The organism is Klebsiella sp. KP20-425-1 (assembly GCF_025813515.1).
In the GTDB taxonomy this organism is placed as follows: domain Bacteria; phylum Pseudomonadota; class Gammaproteobacteria; order Enterobacterales; family Enterobacteriaceae; genus Klebsiella; species Klebsiella pneumoniae.
This window is the reverse complement of sequence record NZ_CP109614.1, coordinates 3,466,415-3,484,252: the sequence shown is the minus strand read 5'-3', so window position 1 is coordinate 3,484,252 and position 17,838 is coordinate 3,466,415. Positions and strand designations below refer to the sequence as shown.

The following is a 17,838-nucleotide window of genomic DNA, read 5'->3' as shown; positions in this document are numbered from 1 at the left end:
GGCGCAATCCATTACAATGTGGATCTTTTTATACGATGCTTGACGCGTCACACGAATGAGGAAGCACAATGAACCGTCGCGCAGGTAAGCCAATAACAAAAAAAGTGACGCAGTTAGTGAATGTTGAAGAGCACGTGGAAGGGTTTCGCCAGGTGCGGGAAGCGCATCGCCGCGAGCTGATCGATGACTATGTGGAGCTGATCTCCGATCTGATCAACGAAGTGGGCGAGGCGCGCCAGGTGGATATGGCCGCGCGTCTTGGCGTTTCGCAACCTACGGTCGCTAAAATGCTCAAACGCCTGGCCAGCGTCGGTCTTATTGAACAGATCCCCTGGCGCGGGATCTTCTTAACCCCGGAAGGTGAGAAGCTAGCCCAGGAGAGCCGCGAGCGCCATCAAATCGTGGAGAACTTCCTGCTGGCGATCGGCGTCAGCCCGGAGATTGCCCGACGTGATGCGGAAGGGATGGAGCATCACGTGAGCGAAGAGACGCTGGCGATGTTCCTGAAATTTACCCAAACACAGGGATCTCAGGAAGCATGACTCTTCCCTTCGTCCAGTCGCTGCTGCGCGATCGTTTTCTCCATTTGCTGCTGATTATCGCCTGCGTGCTCAGCGCCATCGTGCCGTTTGTCCCGGCAAGCTGGCCGGCGGCCATTGACTGGCATACCATCGTCACGCTTAGCGGCCTGATGTTGTTGACTAAGGGGATCGAACTGAGCGGCTATTTTGACGTGCTGGGCCGAAAAATGGCCCGCCGCTTTGTGACTGAGCGCCAGCTGGCCATCTTTATGGTGCTGGCGGCGGCGCTGTTGTCTACCTTTCTTACCAACGACGTTGCGCTGTTTATTGTGGTGCCGTTGACGCTGACGCTAAAAAAATGGTGCGCCATCCCGGTGAACCGGCTGATTATTTTCGAAGCGTTGGCGGTGAACGCCGGTTCGCTGCTGACGCCGATCGGCAACCCGCAGAATATTTTGCTGTGGGGACGATCCGGCCTCTCTTTCTTCGGGTTTATCGGTCAGATGCTGCCTCTGGCAGCGGCGATGATGCTGACCCTGCTGGCGCTGTGCTGGTTCTGTTTTCCGGCGAAGCGGCTCAGTTACCAGAGCAGCGACAGGGCGCCGTCATGGCAACCCAAGCTCGTCTGGAGCTGTCTGGGACTGTATGTGGTGTTTCTGACGGCGCTGGAGATGAATCAGGCCCTGTGGGGGCTGGCGCTGGTGCTGCTGGGCTTCCTGGTGCTGGCCCGGGCGGTGATCGTCCATGTCGACTGGTCGCTGTTGCTGGTGTTTATGGTGATGTTTATTGACGTCCATCTGCTGACCCAGCTTCCGGCGCTGCACCAGGTGCTGAGCGGGGTGGGGACCCTCTCCGGCGGTGGACTGTGGCTTACTGCTATTGGCCTGTCGCAGGTGATCAGTAATGTGCCCTCGACTATTCTGTTGCTCAACTATGTCCCGCCGTCGATACTGCTCGCATGGGCGGTTAACGTGGGCGGCTTTGGCCTGCTGCCGGGCTCGCTGGCCAATATTATCGCCCTGCGTATGGCCAGCGATCGGCGCATCTGGTGGCGCTTCCATCTCTACTCCATTCCAATGCTGCTATGGGCGGCACTCAGCGGCTACTGGCTCTTCAAACTCAGCGCCTGATCTCAACAGAATCGCGCCATCATTCACATCGATCGCCAGGATCGCCTTTCGGGGCGATCTTTTTTTGTCCGGCTCACAGAAACCGATCCCGGCCTTTGCTTACCTTTTCACTTTCCGGTATATGACTAGTCATTATGTTTAAATGGCTAGTCATATACCGAGGCGCAGCATGAAGAACAGACTACCGGCAGATTTTTTATGGGGAAATTCCGTCTCCAGCATGCAGACGGAGGGGGCGTGGAACGAGGGTGGCAAGGGGATGTCGGTGTATGATATCCGTCAACCGGCGGAGTTCGCCTCCGACTGGAAGGTGGCGACCGACTCTTATCATCGTTATCGGGAAGATTTCGATTTGATGCAGGATCTGGGCATGAACTGCTACCGTTTTCAGATCGCCTGGAGCCGGGTGTGCCCTGACGGAGATGGCGAATTCAATGAACAGGGGATTGCCTTCTACCATCAATTTATAGATGAACTGATCGCCCGCGGCATTGAGCCGATGATCTGCCTGTACCACTTCGATATGCCGCTGTCGCTGGCGGAGCGCTACAACGGTTTTACCGACCGCCGGGTGATGGACGCTTTTATCCGCTACGGCCAGAAGATGATCGCCTGCTATGGCGACAAGGTGAAATACTGGCTCACCTTTAATGAGCAGAATCTGTACCATTCGCCGGAAGCGTTTCTGATTTCCGGCTATCTGCAGGGGGAGAAGACCCTGCGCGAACTGTATCTGATCCAGCATCATGTGATGATGGCGCACGTCCATCTGACTCACTATCTGCACCAGACGAAGCCGCAGTGTCTGATGGGCGGAATGCTGGCTCACGCTCTGGTCTATCCGGCTACCTGCAAACCACGCGATATCCTCTGCGCCCAGCAGCTGGATGAGTTCTTAAACCAGAACCTGCTGCGCGCCTACGCGGGTGAGGGTTATAGCCCGGAGGTGATGCATTTTGTCGCCGCGGAAGGGTTCGATGATATCTATCGTCCGGAGGATCTCGCCCTGATGGCGACGGTGAGGGTCGATTATCTGGCGTTCAGCTATTACGCCAGCCGCACATTGAACAGCGACGCGATCCCGCCGGGAACGGCGGTCAACAACTATATGCTGTTTGGCAACCAGGATAACCCGTTCCTGAAAGCGACGGAATGGAACTGGCAGATTGATCCGCTGGGCTTCCGGACGATCATCACTCGTTACTATAACGATTGGCGCCTGCCGGTGTTCCCGATTGAAAACGGCATCGGGGTGATTGAGTCCTGGGACGGCGAACATCCCATTGCCGATGATTACCGCATTGCTTACCATCGCGACCATATCAACGCCATGAAAGCGGCCATCTTTGAGGATGGGGCGCAGGTGATCGGCTATCTCGGCTGGGGATTAATCGATATCCTGAGCTCACAGGGCGATATGCGTAAGCGCTACGGCGTGGTGTACGTCAATCGCGAAAACCATGACCTCAAGGACCTGCGGCGGGTGCCGAAGAAGAGCTATGCATGGCTGAAGCAGGTGTTCCGCAGCAACGGCGAAGCGATGTAACGCTGCCCTGGCGGTCAGATGGTGTATCCAGCCCGCCAGCCACTCACTGAATGGATAAGGACCGGGAAATGACGGCGAAGTATCTGCAAATCGCGCGGGAAATAAAAAAACGCATCATCAGCCAGCAGTATCCTGCCAGCGCGCCGCTACCCGACCAGTTTGCGCTGGCGGCGGAGTTCAGCACCAGCCGGATGACCATCCAGCAGGCGATGCGCCAGTTAATCGTCGAAGGGCTGATCTATACCCGAAAAGGGCAGGGCACCTTTGTGCGGAAAAATTTCCTTCAGCTGTCGCAGTGGGAGCTGCCCGGCAGCGACTATTTCGGCGCCACCAAAACCTGGGAGCATCTTGGCGAGGTGCAAAGCGAAGTGGTGCGCTTTGCGGTGCGCTTTCCCAGCGACAAGGAGCAAAGTTCGCTGCTTATCGACGCCGATGCCCCGGTGTATGACTTTGTTCGCCTGCGGCTGCTCAACGGCGAGCCGGTATCGCTGGATCTGACGGTCATGCCGGTGGGGCTGGTGCCGGGGTTAACCAAAAGCCATCTGGAAGGTTCCGTGTTTCGCTATGTGCAGGAGACGCTGGGGCTGAAGCTGATGGGATCTTACCGCGTGGTGCGGGCGATGAAGCCCGGGGAACTGGATAAACAGCATCTTCACTGCGAACCGACCGATCCGGTGCTGGAGGTGGAGCAGGTTATCTATCTGGAGGATGGCACGCCGCTGGAGTACGCCCACTGCCATTATCGCTACGATCACGGCGGGATTATTCTGGTGAATAACGGCTAGGCCGGGGCTCCTGCTGGCGGCTGCGCATAGCGGGGTTACGGCGTGGTAGGGTTTGGTAGCCCGGGCGAGCGTTAGCCGCCTCGAGGGAAAATGCCGATAAAAAAACGGCGGGCATCAGGCCCGCCGTTTTTCTTGTCATGCACAACTTAGTTCAGACGCACCGGCATACCGGAGCGGTTCTGGATAGCCTGCTCAACCACGTTCTGATCGACATCAGACTGGCTGGTAACTGCCTGTACCGGCTGAGTCAGGGTGATCGGCACGATCTCGCCGCCCTGGAACTGCGCTTCGGTGGTCGACAGCGGGTTGTGCACCTCGATGTAACGGCTGCCGTCCGGCTCGGTGGTCGCTTTTACCGGCTCATCGATAAACTGTACGCGGGTGCCGACCGGCACGTTCTCAAACAGGAATTTGATGTCATCGTTACGCAGACGCACGCAGCCGTGGCTCACGCGCAGGCCGATACCGAAGTTAGCGTTGGTGCCGTGGATGGCGTACAGACGGCCGATATACAGCGCGTACAGCCCCATCGGGTTATCCGGACCGGCCGGTACGACGGCGGGCAGCGGGTTGCCGGCGGCGGCGTATTCAGCATGCATTTTGGCGGTCGGTGTCCAGGTCGGGCCGGCCTTCTTGCGTTCGACTTTGGTGGTCCAGTTGATCGGCGTATCTTTACCTAACTGGCCGATGCCGATCGGCAGAACGATCACGGTATTGGTGCCTTTCGGGTAGTAGTACAGACGCATTTCCGCGCTGTTGATAATGATCCCTTCATGCACGGTATCCGGCAGAATCAGCTGCTGAGGGATGTTCAGGACGCTACCGCCCTTCGGCAGGTAAGTATCCACCCCCGGGTTGGCTTCCAGCATGTTGGAAAGCCCCATCTGATATTTCGCCGCGAAGTATTCCAGCGGCTGTTTGTTATCATCCGGAATGGTAATGACCTGATTCTGACCAACCAAACGGCTGCCATCGGTTGGCAAAGGATAGGTGACAGCAGACGCTGTATTGCAAAAGCCTACGATGGCGAAGGCTGCCGCTAAGAGTGTAGATAATTTCATAGTCTTTAATGTCGTGTGCGAAATCAACGCCACACAGGCCTTTGTTAATGATTGAGACAGTAGATGGGAGCGCATTATATGTGCATTCCGCTGAACAGGTAAATCAGATGTGTACGAAATCACATTTTTTTCCCTGTCGCCTCGGCTGCCGCGGTCCGGCAGGCGGCCGAAGCATCGCTCGCCGCGCGGGTAACGGGCGGTTACTCTTCCAGCAGCCGGGCCTGCAGCGCGGCGCGAACCGGCGCGGTAAGCTGGTACTCTGCCGCCAGCCAGGCGTCGACGGTGCCATAGCGCTGGTGAATAGCCGACAGCGCGGCGGCGAGATAGGACTCTTTTACCGTCAGAATATCCGCCAGGCTTTGGCGCCCCTGGGCAGTGAGGTCGTTGCCGAGCAGCTCCAACATCCAGGCCTCCACCTGCGTCAGCATGCCGTGGGTAAGGAGATACTCCTCCATCACCGTTTCGCTGTCGCAGCCGACGGCGAACAGCGTTAACGCGCAGCCGACGCCGGTACGATCTTTGCCGACCGCGCAGTGTTGCAGTAAAGCGCCTTCAAAAGGCGTGGTCAGCCAGGCGGCGAGCTGGCGATAGGCCGGGTTGTTAAACGGCAGCTGGCGGTAGAGTTGCAGCATAAACTGCTCGCCGTTCAGCGCGTTAAGGGTGGCGGCATTCAGCTCGGTGACCTTCGCATTAACCTCGCTCACCGGCGGATTGGCCGGCGCGTTAAGATAATGGGTAAGCGGGCTAAGCTTGTCCGGAGTACGGGCTACCTCTCCGGGGTCGCGATAGTCGAGCACCCGGCTGAGCGGCAAAGTATCGAGGTGGTTGAGATCCTCCGCCGTTAACCGGTTTAGCGCGCCGGATCGCAATAGCTTGCCGCTGCGGACGCGGCGTCCGTCGGCGGCAAGCTGGCCGCCCAGGTCGCGAAAATTGATGCCGCCCTGCAGGGATAAAAAAGCCGGGTGTCGCGATAGGCTGCTGGTCATGGGACTCCTTATAAATACGTACAGAATAACCGTTTGAGCGCGGGTTTCCGGCTCATCTGACAAAGACCTTAGCACAAGCGCCGCGGTGGAATTTACCGCAGGCCGTGAAAAGTGTGTCATTTGCTGGCATAATGTCTGCTGTATCACACCCCTCATACTCTTTTTTCAGGATATCCCCGTGCTAGTATCCAGCAACGTTACCATGCAGTTTGGCAGTAAGCCGCTGTTCGAAAATATCTCCGTTAAATTTGGCGGCGGCAACCGTTATGGTCTGATCGGCGCCAACGGCAGCGGTAAATCGACCTTTATGAAGATCCTCGGCGGCGATCTCGAACCGACGCTGGGCAACGTTTCTCTCGACCCGAACGAGCGCATCGGTAAGCTGCGTCAGGATCAGTTCGCCTTTGAAGCGTTCACCGTGCTGGATACGGTCATCATGGGCCACGGCGAGCTGTGGGAAGTGAAGCAGGAGCGCGATCGTATCTACGCCCTCGCTGAGATGAGCGAAGAAGATGGCTACAAAGTGGCCGACCTGGAAGTCAAATATGGCGAAATGGACGGCTACTCGGCGGAAGCGCGCGCCGGCGAACTGCTGCTCGGCGTCGGCATTCCGGTTGAACAGCATTATGGCCCGATGAGCGAAGTCGCGCCGGGCTGGAAGCTGCGCGTCCTGCTGGCGCAGGCGCTGTTTTCCAATCCGGATATCCTGCTGCTCGATGAACCGACCAACAACCTGGACATCGACACCATTCGCTGGCTGGAGCAGACGCTGAACGATCGCGACAGCACCATGATTATCATTTCGCACGACCGTCACTTCCTGAACATGGTCTGCACCCACATGGCGGATCTCGACTACGGCGAGCTGCGCGTGTATCCGGGCAACTACGACGAATACATGACCGCGGCCACCCAGGCGCGTGAGCGTCTGCTGGCGGACAACGCCAAGAAAAAAGCGCAGATTGCGGACCTGCAGTCGTTCGTTAGCCGCTTCAGCGCCAACGCCTCTAAATCGCGTCAGGCCACCTCGCGCGCGCGCCAGATTGACAAAATCAAGCTGGAAGAGGTTAAAGCCTCCAGCCGTCAGAACCCATTTATCCGCTTCGAGCAGGATAAGAAACTGTTCCGTAACGCGCTGGAAGTGGAAGCCCTTACCAAAGGCTTTGATGAAGGTCCGCTGTTCAAAAACGTCAACCTGCTGCTGGAAGTGGGCGAAAAGATCGCCATTCTGGGCGCCAACGGCGTGGGTAAATCCACCATGCTGAAAACCCTGGTAGGCGAACTGCAGCCGGACAACGGCAGCGTGAAATGGTCTGAAAACGCGCAAATCGGCTACTACGCGCAGGACCATGAGTACGAGTTCGAAAACGACCTGACGGTCTTCGAATGGATGAGCCAGTGGAAGCAGGAAGGCGACGACGAGCAGGCAGTACGCAGCATCCTCGGCCGTCTGCTGTTTAGCCAGGACGATATCAAAAAGCCGGCGAAGGTGCTTTCCGGTGGCGAGAAAGGGCGCATGCTGTTCGGTAAGCTGATGATGCAGAAGCCAAACATCCTGGTGATGGACGAACCGACCAACCACCTGGATATGGAGTCGATTGAATCGCTGAACATGGCGCTGGAGATGTATCAGGGCACCCTGATCTTTGTCTCCCACGACCGTGAGTTTGTCAGCTCGCTGGCGACCCGCGTCCTGGAGATCACTCCGGACCGCGTGATCGACTTCAGCGGCAACTACGAAGACTACCTGCGCAGCAAAGGTATCGAGTAATCCCTGTCCGTTACCCGGGTAGCGGCTACGCCTTACCCGGGCGACACGCGGTGCCGTTTTTTTGTCGGGTGGCGGCTAACGCCTTACCCGACCTACGGTTCTTGCGACCTGCCTTTAATGTCTTCACCGCGCTGGCTGAAACTACCGGCCTATGGTCAGAACCTCCACTCCGTTCCTTCAACGCCATTCACCAGCAGCTTACGCTTTTCTCCTACCGGTAATGACAGCTTCAACGCTTTCCACGCCGGGCGATAGTTGCCGCGGGCGTTGATATCCAGGTTTATGCTGCTGGCGCTGCAGGTCATTTCCCACTCCAGCCATAGCGCATCCCCCTGTTTATAGCCCCAGCTTTCGCCGTCGTCTTCAAACAGCAGACCGCGGGTTGAGCCGGTACCTTTCAGCGGGAACAGCTGCAGTTCGCGACGATCGTCTTTTTGCGCATCGACATGGCTGATACGTTCACTAAGCGGCAGACCAGCGCCGGCGCGGACCAACAGCGGCAGTTTTTCCAGCGGCGCGTCCAGCGTCACCCACTGGCCGCCGGCGAACCACTGATGGCTGTAGAAATCGTACCAACCGGCCTGATTATCCGGCAGCCATACTTCACGCTGGCGGGCGCCCGGCTCGACCACGCTGGCCACCAGCAGGTCGCGGCCCAGCAGGAAGTCATCGCATTCGGCGAAGGTCTGCGCATCGTGCTGGTGATCGAGGAAGGTCGGGCGGAGCATCGGCTCATCATCAGCATGCGCCTGCCATAGCAGAGTGTACAGATAGGGCAGCAGGCGGTAGCGCAGCTCAATGGCTGAGCGGATCGCCGGAGTGATGGCCGGATACATCCATGCTTCGTTTACCGTCTGGTCGTCATTCCACGAGTGAATAGTAAAGCGCGGATGCATGACGCCATTTTGTACCCAGCGCACAAACAGTTCCGGCTCGGGTTTATCGCCGGAGAAACCGCCGACGTCGTGGCCGACGTTAAACAGCCCGGAAAGGCTCATCCCCAGGCCCATGCGGATGTTATAGCGCAGCGTATCCCAGTTGGTGCGGTTGTCGCCGCTCCAGGTCTGGACGTAGCGCTGCATCCCGGCGCAGCCGGAGCGGGAGATCAGATATGGGCGCTTTTGCGGCGCAAAGCGCTGCTGGGCTTCCAGCGAGGCGCGCATCATCAACAGCGGCATCACCGGGCGAATATGTTTGATGGCGATTTCGCGGCCAAAGCCGTAGCAGCGGGCTTCGCCGTCCCATACTTCGTATTCGTTATTATCGTTCCAGGTCGAATCGATGCCCATCTCCAGTAGCTGGGTGGTCACGCCTTCCTGCCACCAGGCCACGGTTTGCGGATTGGTGAAATCGAGATGCGACCCTTCATCATCCCAGAAGCTGGAACGCTCCGGAGCGTCAGTTTGCGAATCGCGAATGAAGAGACCGCGCTCCGCCACCTCGCCGTAGCGCGGGTGATCCTGCAGCAGGCACGGTTTGATATTGGCGGCCAGCTTCAGCCCGGCATCGTGAAACGACTGGCTCATCACTTTGGGCTGCGGCACCTTGTCGTAGTTCCAGTTAAAGACGTAGCGCTTGCCGTTGATTGAGGTATAGCCGGAAGAGAGCTGGAACGAATCGCAGGGGATCGCGTGCTGCTCGCACAGGCGGATAAAGTTCATCAGCTGATTTTGCGCATCCGGCGCGTCGGTATAGTGCATGGTGGAGCCGCTGTAGCCGAGGCTCCATTTGGGTCCAAACAGCGTTTTACCGGTCAGGCGAACGAAGGCTTTGGTCACATCCAGCACCTGCTTACCGGTAAACAGGTAATAATCGATGTCGCCGGCTTCCGCCTGCCAGCGGCGATAGGCGGTGTGGTAGTTGTCGATCTCGTTCCCCAGATCCAGCCAGCAGCTGCTCAGGTTGTCATAGAACAGGCCGTAGCTGATATCGCTGCGCTGGGTGATGGTGAACGGAATATGTTTATACAGCGGGTCAGTGCTGACGGCGTTGTAGCCCATGGCATCGAGGTTACGCATCTCATAGCGTTTACCGGTGCGTTGCAGGTCGCCGGCCTTTTCGCCCAGGCCGTAAAAACGCTCGTCTTTGCGGCGGCTCAGATAATGGGCGACGCCGTCGCCGTGGGCATTCGCCAGGTAGGCGCTGGTCGGACGGTCATTGGCAAGCGGCTGCCATTCGCCGGCCTCGTCGCGATAGCTCCACTCCAGCCACAGCGGCTGGTGAACGGTGACGCGCAGCTGGCGGGTGGCGATAGTCAGCGTATCGCCCTCCTGGGCCAGCTGCCAGGCCGGGAGACTAAAACCGCTGAGGTCATCCCGGGCGCGGCCTTCCCACGGCACATCCTGCTGCGGAGCGATGCTCCAGGTGCGATCCAGCGCCAGCTGGCCCTGGCGTTTTAGCAGGACGCGGAACAAATTCTCTTCCAGTACGTACAGGCACAGGGTGTGCTGGCCATCGACCGTCAGTTCAACGTGATGCTCCAGCTGTTGATGCAAACTCCAGTGTTTCAGCGTCTTCATATCTTACATCCACTCTCAGGCGCGCTTGGCGCGACGTTCAGCAATAAATGCCACCAGGAAAACGGCGCCAATCAGGTCAAAGAAACCCATGGCGATAAATAGCGGGTTGAAGCCGATTTTGTCGGCGGTCACCCCGATTAATAACGAGAACAAGAAGCTGGCGATCCACGCTGCGGAGCCGCGCATACCGTTGACCGTCGCCATTTGTCCCTTGTCGAAAGACTCCACCACCAGCGCGCTGAGCATGCAGGAGATGATCTGATGGCCGAAGCCGCCAATGGAGATCAGGATGATGGTGATATAGGGATCGCGGGTGATGGCGACGAGGGCCAGGGAGAGCATCAGGAACGCGCCGGTTACCGAGCTGGCGATCACCGAGTTCACTCGCGTACAGCCGAACCAGCGAACATACAGGCGGGTGAGGTAGCCGCTGACCACGCTGCCGAGATCGGCGGCGAGAAACGGCAGCCAGGCGAACATGGCGATCTGCTTCAAATCCATGCCGTGCTCTTTCGCCAGGTACAGCGGCACCCAGAAACTCAGCACCGCCCAGGCGGGCTCGGCCATAAAGGCGGGAATGGCGATCCCGTAGAAACGTTTATTTTTCGAGACGGTTTTGAGCGCGGTAAAGAAGGGCTGTTTTACCGGCGGGGCTTCGTTATCCTGTTTGATGTACTCCAGCTCGCTTTTGCTGAGATTGGGGTGCTTTTCCGGGGTCTGATAGAAGGCCCACCATAGTACTACCCACAGTAGCGCCAGCGCGCCGGTAAACATAAACGCCCCTTGCCAGCCGAAGGAGGCGTGGGCGAAGTAGATGATCGGCGGGGCCAGCATCGCGCCGATGGAGAACCCAACGCCAGCCCAGCCGGCGGCAATCGGGCGTTCAGATTTCGGAAACCATTCGCCGATGGTTTTGGCATTGGCCGGAGTAGCGGCCGCCTCGGCCCCACCCATAAAGAAGCGCAACATAGCCAGGTGCAGCCAGCTACCGGCACCGGCGTGGGCGATACAGGCCAGCGCCCACAGGGTGGCGCAGATCATAAAGCCAAGCTTCAGGCCGATGACGTCGATAAGCCAGCCGCACAGCGGCTGGAAAATCGTGTAAGCCAGCTGAAACGCGCCGACGATCCACGAGTATTGTTCGGTAGTAATGCCGAGGGTCGCTTTCAGTTCCGGCGCGATAATTCCCAGCGAGTTGCGTGTGATGTAGTTGACGGTAACGCCAAGTAAAAACAGGACCAGCACCCACCAGCGCAGGTTTTTCACTACCCGGCGCGTTTTGCTGACGGCGATATCATTGTTGAGGCCTTGACTCATAGCACACTCCACAAGACGTTTGTAGGGGAAAGTGACGGTCTCACTCCCTGAGTGGTCACGTAGATTTATTAACTATTTGAATAGTCTATTTTTAATCTCAACATCATTGGTATAACTAGTATGGGAGATGTTGGACCAATTCAGGCTAGGGCAGAAAAATCGTCTGGCAAAGCGCTATTTATGCAAGTTTTTTCATGAAATGAGCGAGATCGCATATTTGACAGCGGAATTTGCTTGTAACGTGTGCTTTGGTGATTATGAAAATTCTTTCATTTTTCAATCGGAGCTGGATCACAAAATGGATAAAAAGCTGCGCGTCGCCGAAATTGCCGCCCGCACCGGGCTATCGCCCAGCACCGTTTCACGCGTCCTGGCCGGGAAAGCGAATACCAGCGACAAGGCGCGCCGGGCGGTGCTGGAGTGCGCCCGCGAGCTGGGTGTCATGCAGGGGTTGGCCGCCGGGCGTCTGCTGCTCAATCATCTGCTGGTGTTTGCCCCGCAGCGCGCATTCGATGAGCGATCGGATATCTTCTACTACCGGGTGATCCAGAGTATCAATAACGCGCTGGCGGCGCATGAAGTGCGCCTGCGCTACTGCGCGCTGGATGAGAACGACAGCGACGCCAACCTGTTTCTTGCCCGCATGAATGAACCTGAGACCCAGGCCGCGGTGCTGCTGGGGATCGACGATCCGCATATTCATGGCCTGGCGGCGGATCTGGGCAAACCCTGCGTATTGATCAACTGTCGGGATGAAGGGATGCGGCTGCCGTCCATCGCTCCCGATCATCGGCTGATCGGCCAGTGCGCGGCCCGCTATCTGTTTGATATGGGGCATCGGGCGGTGATGAACGTGATGTGCCTGCGCCGCTATACCATGGAGCTGCGGCTGGGGGGGATTCAGGAGGCGTGGCGCGCGCGTAATCTGCGCTTTACCGCCAGCCGGGATCTTATCAGCGTCGCCAACTTTAGCGCCAGAGAGACGGAAGAGCAGGTCGGGGCCTGGCTTGACGGCTTACAGGGGCGCCCGATGCCCACCGCCTTCCTGGTGGGCGGCGATTTTATGGCCGCCGGCACCGTCAGCGCATTGCAAAAGCGTGGCCTGCGGGTGCCGCAGGATGTCTCGGTGATGAGCATTGACGGATTTAATCTGGCGGCGATTCAGGAGGTGCCGCTGACCGCGGTGCATGTGCCGCGGGATGAGCTGGGCAGCGAGGCGGTGCATCTCCTGCAGCAGCGCCTGCTGCGCCCGGAGGCGCCGCACGGCTCGCTACTGCTGCATGGCACGCTGGTGGTACGCGATTCGGTACGGCGGATCCGGCCGGGCAAAGGCCATACCGCCGTCGAGCCGCAGGGGCTGTATGACGATTAGACCGGCATACCCAGCGCCCGTTTGCCGTGGATATTCAGATCCTCCAGGGTGAAGCGCCCCTGCCAGCTGGCTTCATAGTCCTCGCGCGGGAAATCCCCCGGCGAGGCGCCTTTTTCCAGAGCGATTTTTACTTTCTGCGCGTAGGCGAGGTTCTTCTCGCACATCGGCGCGGCCGGAATGTACATCACATTTCCCCAGCCCTGCTGATTTTCCACCGGCGCCACCGAGTGAATGATGTCGCAGTGCCACCAGACGGAGTCCCCGGCATTCAGCGCTGGAATCGAGCTTAACGCTTTAATTAAGAGCGGGTGCCACTGCTCAGAGATCGGCAGCACTCTGCCCGGCGCAACGCCGCACAGCTCATCTTCCGGCACATCGTCGAGCAGGGGGCGCAGCAGCACATAAGCCATCGCCTCCGGGATCGGCACCACGTGCAGCAGCCCCTGACCCGGGATCATGTCCGACAGCGCGGTCCAGCCCTGGAAGGTACGGAACACCGAGCATTTGGTGGTGTTGTCGACGGTATACTCTTCCACTTCGGTACGGTGCGCGGCGTCCCACGGGTCGTAGGCGTCGATATTGCCATTAAAAACGTTGGCGAAAACCTGCTGATAGGCGGGAAGCAGCCAGCGCTCCAGCGCGCCGGAATCGGTATGCGCCCCCAGCCCCTTCGAAGTGGTTCCCGGCGGGCGGCGGCGGATGCGGTCGGGATAGATCACGCTGACGTCCGGATCGAACCAGCGTTTGCCATTCTGTTCAAAACGCCACAGGCGGTTGAGGAAAGATTGCACTGCCGCCATTTCATCGCTCTGCCGCGCCTGCATTTGCGAGGGCGACCAGTAGATCGGGTAGATCTCCGGGCGCGAAGCCTCCAGCGAACCGAAGAAGCTGTCGCCAGGCCCTTTGTAAACATCGTCGAAATGGTTGCGATCCAGATATTCCAGCATCGCGGTATCCCACGCCAGCGCCTGTTCGCGTGGGAAGTGGCCTTTAATCACCGCGCAGCCACGGCGCTTAATGGCCGCGCGCTGCTCATCGCTCACTGTTCCTTCGGCGATATCGCGGAACGGAATGGTTGGCCAGACCTCCTGGCCTGCGGCTTTCAGTGTCTCAATCTCCTGCAGCCGCTCGCTGATGCGCGCTGAGAGCTTATCGAACACCGCCTGGACGTCGCCAATTTGCGCCCGCAGGGCCTGTTTCATCTGGCGAATCGCCGCTTTGTGATCGGCGGGAAGTGTTTCGTGGATCGGGAGAGCAGCCATAATAACCTCGCTGTATCTTTCATTCGAAAGTATAAAATCTTACAAGCGTTAATTTAAGTTAAAATGGAGTTAATGCAAGTTTAAAATCTTGCTGCGGCGCACAAAATGGAAAACCGGGGCGCGATGCCCCGGCGAAGGGTCAGGCGTTAAAGGGCGGGGTGTTATCGAGGACGGCCTGGATAACGTTCAGCGCGCCGTCATGGTTATTATCGTCGGTAGTGTAGCCGGCGATGGCCTTGATGCTGTCGGCAGCGTTACCCATGGCGAAAGCGTATTTCACCAGCTTCAGCATTTCGGCGTCATTGCCGCTGTCGCCGATGGCGACGCATTGCTGCGGCGAAAGATCCCAGCGCTTGAGCAAACGGCTGATGCCGTTGGCTTTATGCAGGCCAGGGATAATCAAATCGACAAAGCCAAAGCCGCTGGTGACCGGCTTCATGATGCCGTCGAGCGACACGTGCAGTTTATCAATCAGCTGTGGGATCTCGCTGTCCGGCAGGTTGAGAGAGAATTTAAACAGCGTATCGTCGATGGCGTGATAGTCGCTCACCCGCTGTAGGCGATGGTAGTGCTTCGACATCAGCTCAACAAAGGCGTCCGGAGCTTTATCGCTGACGTAGGCGCTCTGCAGGCCGCAGGCGACAAAGTTGAGCTGCGGATCTTTGAGCAATTCGCCAATCACCACTTGTGATTCGTGGCGGGTCAGTTCGCCGTGGAACAGCTGCTTGCCATGTTCATAAACCAGAGCGCCGTTTTCTGCGACGAATGAAATCTGCTCGCGAATTTCCGGGAAAAATGAGATCAGCTGATAGTACTGGTTGCCGCTGGCGACAACGAATTCAATACCTTGCTGCCTGAGCTGCGCAAACTGGGCGAGGAAACGCGGGCGGTCGTACTGCTTGGCGTCATTGAGAAAAGTTCCGTCCATATCGGTGACGATAACTTTAACGGTCATAAGAGAGTGCTCCTGGCTTAACTTCGACCAGTAACATTCTAATTACAATGTGATGAGGAGCACAAATTTATTTCGAATGAAAGTTCAGGCATTCAGAAAATGCCGGAAGGGCATGTCTTTTCCGGCCTGCAGAACAGGGTTGGCCCGCTAAGCATAGCGCCAGCGGGCACGAAGGATTACAGCGTATGTTCGGTACGGGCGATGATATCGTCCTGGGTATCCGGCGACAGGGCGGTGAAGAATGCCGAGTATCCAGCGACGCGGACCACTAAATCGCGGTACTGGTCAGGATGTTTCTTGGCTTCCAGCAGCGTGTCGCGCGACACGATGTTGTACTGGATATGCCAGCCTTTGTGTACCTCGAAGAAAGTGCGCAGCAGCACCATCAGCTTCTGCTTATCGGACTCGTTCTCCAGCGTTGACGGATTCAGCTTCTGATTAAGCAGCACGCCGCCGAGGATCGCCCCGGTCGGCAGCTTGCCCACCGAACTGATAACCGCCGTCGGCCCCAGATGATCGGTACCGGAGGCCGGGCTGGCCCCCTCCGCCAGCGGGGTATGCGCTTTACGGCCATCCGGCGTCGCCATGGTCTGCGCGCCGAACGGGACGTTAGCGGAAATAGAGGAGGTGCCAGCGTAATAATTGCCGCCAATCGGGCCGCGGCCATAGCGCGGGTTGTGATACTGCTTCAGCTCGTCGATATAGGTCTGGTAGGCCCGCGCCAGCAACTCGTCGACGCTGTCATCATCGTTACCATACTTCGGCGCGCCGTTGATCAACCGCTGGCGCAGCTGCTCGTGGGTCAGACCGTCGAAATCTTCCGCCAGCGCCTTCGCCAGCTCCTGCTGGCCGATGGCGCCCTGATCGAAGACCAGTTTTTTCACCGCCGCGAGGCTGTTGCCGAGGTTGGCGATACCCACCTGCAGGCCGGAAACCCAGTCATACTTCGCGCCGCCTTGCTTAATGCTTTTCGCCCGTTCGATGCAATCATCGACCAGCGCCGAGCAGAGAATATCGTGGACGTTCTCTTCCAGCATGGTATCGACCACGTACTCAATCTCGATGGATTTACGGGTGTAGTAACGAATCTGGCGGTCCCAGTCGGCCAGCACCTGATCGAAGTTAGCGAAGTTGCCTTTCGACAGGGCGTGCTCCTGCGGCAGGAACACCTGACCGCTGGTGGCATCGCGGCCGCCTTCCAGCGTCGCCAGCATCACCCGCGCGAAGTTAATAAAGCTCATGCCGGTACAGCGGTAGCCCCACTTACCGCCGACCGCGGTTTCAATACAGCCGATAGCCGCGTAATCGTAGGCGTCCTGCGGCTCAATGCCCAGCTTAATGAATTCCGGGATGACGATTTCATCGTTGTTAAACGCCGGCATGCCGAAACCGCAGCGGATCACCTGGACGCAGGCGTCGAGGAAGTCGTTGCTCATCCCGGCGTGGTAGCGCACGCTGAGGTTCGGCTGGGTAGAACGCAGGCGACCGCAGGATTCCAGGATCGCATACGACAGCGGGTTGACCGCGTCCTGCGGCTTACCATCCACCAGATTCTGGCCGCCGATGGTGACGTTCTGGTATAGCGGGCTGCCGGCAGAGGCTTTGGAGTGCGAGCCGGAACGGATCTTATTGACCTCCAGCAGCTTCAGCCAGCAGCTGTGCAGCAGCTCAATGGCCTGTTCGCGATCCAGCAACTGTTGCAACTCAACGTCGCGGCGGTAGTACGGGTAGAGGTACTGGTCCATACGGCCGAAGGATACCGAATGGCCATTGGATTCAATCTGCAGGATAAGCTGAATGAAGTAGCACAGCTGCAGCGCCTGCCAGAAGGTTTTCGGCGGCTCATGGGCGATGACGTCGCAGTTTTCGGCAATCGTCAGCAGTTCGTGGCGGCGTGATTCGCGGGATTCTGCTGTCGCCATCTCGCGCGCCAGCGCGGCGAAGCGTTTGCTGTGATCGCTGACCGCTTCCAGCACGATATCAATCGCTTTCAGGAACTGCTCGCCGTGCAGGTCTTCCAGTACCGTCAAATTGATACGCGAGCGGCGTTCGGCGACTTTCGCACGCATCCCGTCGAGCCCTTTCTCCAGCAGCAAGGGGTAGTTGACCGCGAGGTGAGCATCCCCGGAGGTCATATTGCCTTCCGCCTTAATAATGCCGGTGGCGAGCAGCGCCTTTTGCTCATCGGTGAACATACCGTAGCAGCGGTCTTGTACGGTCTGGCCGCGCCACCATGGGCACACTTCATGCAATACGCGTTTATTCTCCTCGCTGACCGAGAAGCCGGCGCCGGGGCGGTCGGCGAGATCGTCGATCTCTTTCTCAATCCAGCTGACGGTGTATTCCGGGAAAATAGGCGCGGCGCGCACTTCGCTGGCCTGGTTACCGACGATCAGCTCATCGTGCTTGATCCAGATGGTGCGCTCCGCCAGGTGGTGAGCCAGCGCCAGCGCGCGGCGCACCGGGATCGGTTTATCGAGATGCTGCTGATACATCTCCGTATAGTGACGGGCGCGCTCGGTACAGACCGGCGGCTTGACGATATGCACCAGCGCCATTTTATGGGCCTGGATACGGGCGCTGAGGGTGTTGAGCTTCAGGGTTGTCATAGGG

Annotated in this window: 12 protein-coding genes and 1 pseudogene; 6 read left to right on the top strand and 7 right to left on the bottom strand. The window is 58.3% G+C overall.

From position 1 onward, the window contains the following. Positions 1–68: 68 nt before the first annotated feature. The 4 genes from mntR (at position 69) to OHJ17_RS17150 (ending at position 3,982) form a co-directional block, all read left to right on the top strand. The gene (mntR, locus tag OHJ17_RS17165; RefSeq protein WP_004176765.1) at positions 69–542 is read left to right on the top strand and encodes a manganese-binding transcriptional regulator MntR; all 474 of its coding nucleotides are present in this window, start codon (positions 69–71) and stop codon (positions 540–542) included. Further along, positions 539–1,651, top strand: a complete 1,113-nt coding sequence (locus tag OHJ17_RS17160; protein ID WP_002895863.1) for an anion transporter — start codon at positions 539–541, stop codon at positions 1,649–1,651. The genes mntR and OHJ17_RS17160 overlap by 4 nt, the downstream gene beginning before the upstream one ends. Positions 1,652–1,820: 169 nt before the next feature. Further along, positions 1,821–3,197: a glycoside hydrolase family 1 protein gene (locus tag OHJ17_RS17155; protein ID WP_020802651.1), complete on the top strand. Its 1,377-nt coding sequence runs from the start codon at positions 1,821–1,823 to the stop codon at positions 3,195–3,197. A gap of 68 nt (positions 3,198–3,265) precedes the next feature. Then, positions 3,266–3,982: a GntR family transcriptional regulator gene (locus tag OHJ17_RS17150; RefSeq protein WP_004151705.1), complete on the top strand. Its 717-nt coding sequence runs from the start codon at positions 3,266–3,268 to the stop codon at positions 3,980–3,982. 146 nt (positions 3,983–4,128) lie between these two features. Here the strand turns inward: OHJ17_RS17150 and ldtB are convergent, their stop codons facing one another. Then, positions 4,129–5,043, bottom strand: coding sequence for a L,D-transpeptidase (ldtB, locus tag OHJ17_RS17145; RefSeq protein WP_002895871.1), 915 nt, complete (start codon positions 5,041–5,043; stop codon positions 4,129–4,131). A 200-nt stretch (positions 5,044–5,243) separates the two neighbouring features. Next, a pseudogene (locus OHJ17_RS17140) lies at positions 5,244–6,159 on the bottom strand (tyrosine-protein phosphatase). Between the two features lie 48 nt (positions 6,160–6,207). Here OHJ17_RS17140 and OHJ17_RS17135 point away from each other — a divergent pair. Continuing rightward, positions 6,208–7,800, top strand: a complete 1,593-nt coding sequence (locus OHJ17_RS17135) for an ABC-F family ATPase (protein ID WP_002895876.1) — start codon at positions 6,208–6,210, stop codon at positions 7,798–7,800. Between the two features lie 155 nt (positions 7,801–7,955). Here OHJ17_RS17135 and OHJ17_RS17130 read toward each other — a convergent pair whose 3' ends face one another. Further along, positions 7,956–10,319: a glycoside hydrolase family 31 protein gene (locus OHJ17_RS17130; protein WP_021463009.1), complete on the bottom strand. Its 2,364-nt coding sequence runs from the start codon at positions 10,317–10,319 to the stop codon at positions 7,956–7,958. 15 nt (positions 10,320–10,334) lie between these two features. Beyond that, positions 10,335–11,636: an MFS transporter gene (locus OHJ17_RS17125; protein WP_002895884.1), complete on the bottom strand. Its 1,302-nt coding sequence runs from the start codon at positions 11,634–11,636 to the stop codon at positions 10,335–10,337. Between the two features lie 241 nt (positions 11,637–11,877). On the opposite strand from OHJ17_RS17125, the gene OHJ17_RS17120 reads away from it, so the two are divergent. Further along, complete coding sequence (locus tag OHJ17_RS17120; protein WP_072159857.1) at positions 11,878–13,008, top strand: LacI family DNA-binding transcriptional regulator; 1,131 nt, start codon at positions 11,878–11,880, stop codon at positions 13,006–13,008. On the opposite strand, the gene OHJ17_RS17115 is transcribed toward OHJ17_RS17120, so the two are convergent. The 3 genes from OHJ17_RS17115 to OHJ17_RS17105 form a co-directional block, all read right to left on the bottom strand. Then, positions 13,005–14,270: a DUF1479 domain-containing protein gene (locus tag OHJ17_RS17115; RefSeq protein WP_032432835.1), complete on the bottom strand. Its 1,266-nt coding sequence runs from the start codon at positions 14,268–14,270 to the stop codon at positions 13,005–13,007. The two genes, OHJ17_RS17120 and OHJ17_RS17115, sit on opposite strands and share 4 nt — an antisense overlap. Positions 14,271–14,409: 139 nt before the next feature. After that, positions 14,410–15,225, bottom strand: coding sequence for a Cof-type HAD-IIB family hydrolase (locus tag OHJ17_RS17110; protein ID WP_004176742.1), 816 nt, complete (start codon positions 15,223–15,225; stop codon positions 14,410–14,412). 176 nt (positions 15,226–15,401) lie between these two features. Then, positions 15,402–17,834 carry a formate C-acetyltransferase/glycerol dehydratase family glycyl radical enzyme gene (locus OHJ17_RS17105; protein WP_023286182.1) on the bottom strand — a complete coding sequence of 811 codons (2,433 nt, stop codon included), beginning with the start codon at positions 17,832–17,834 and terminating at the stop codon, positions 15,402–15,404. Between the last annotated feature and the right edge of the window lie 4 nt (positions 17,835–17,838).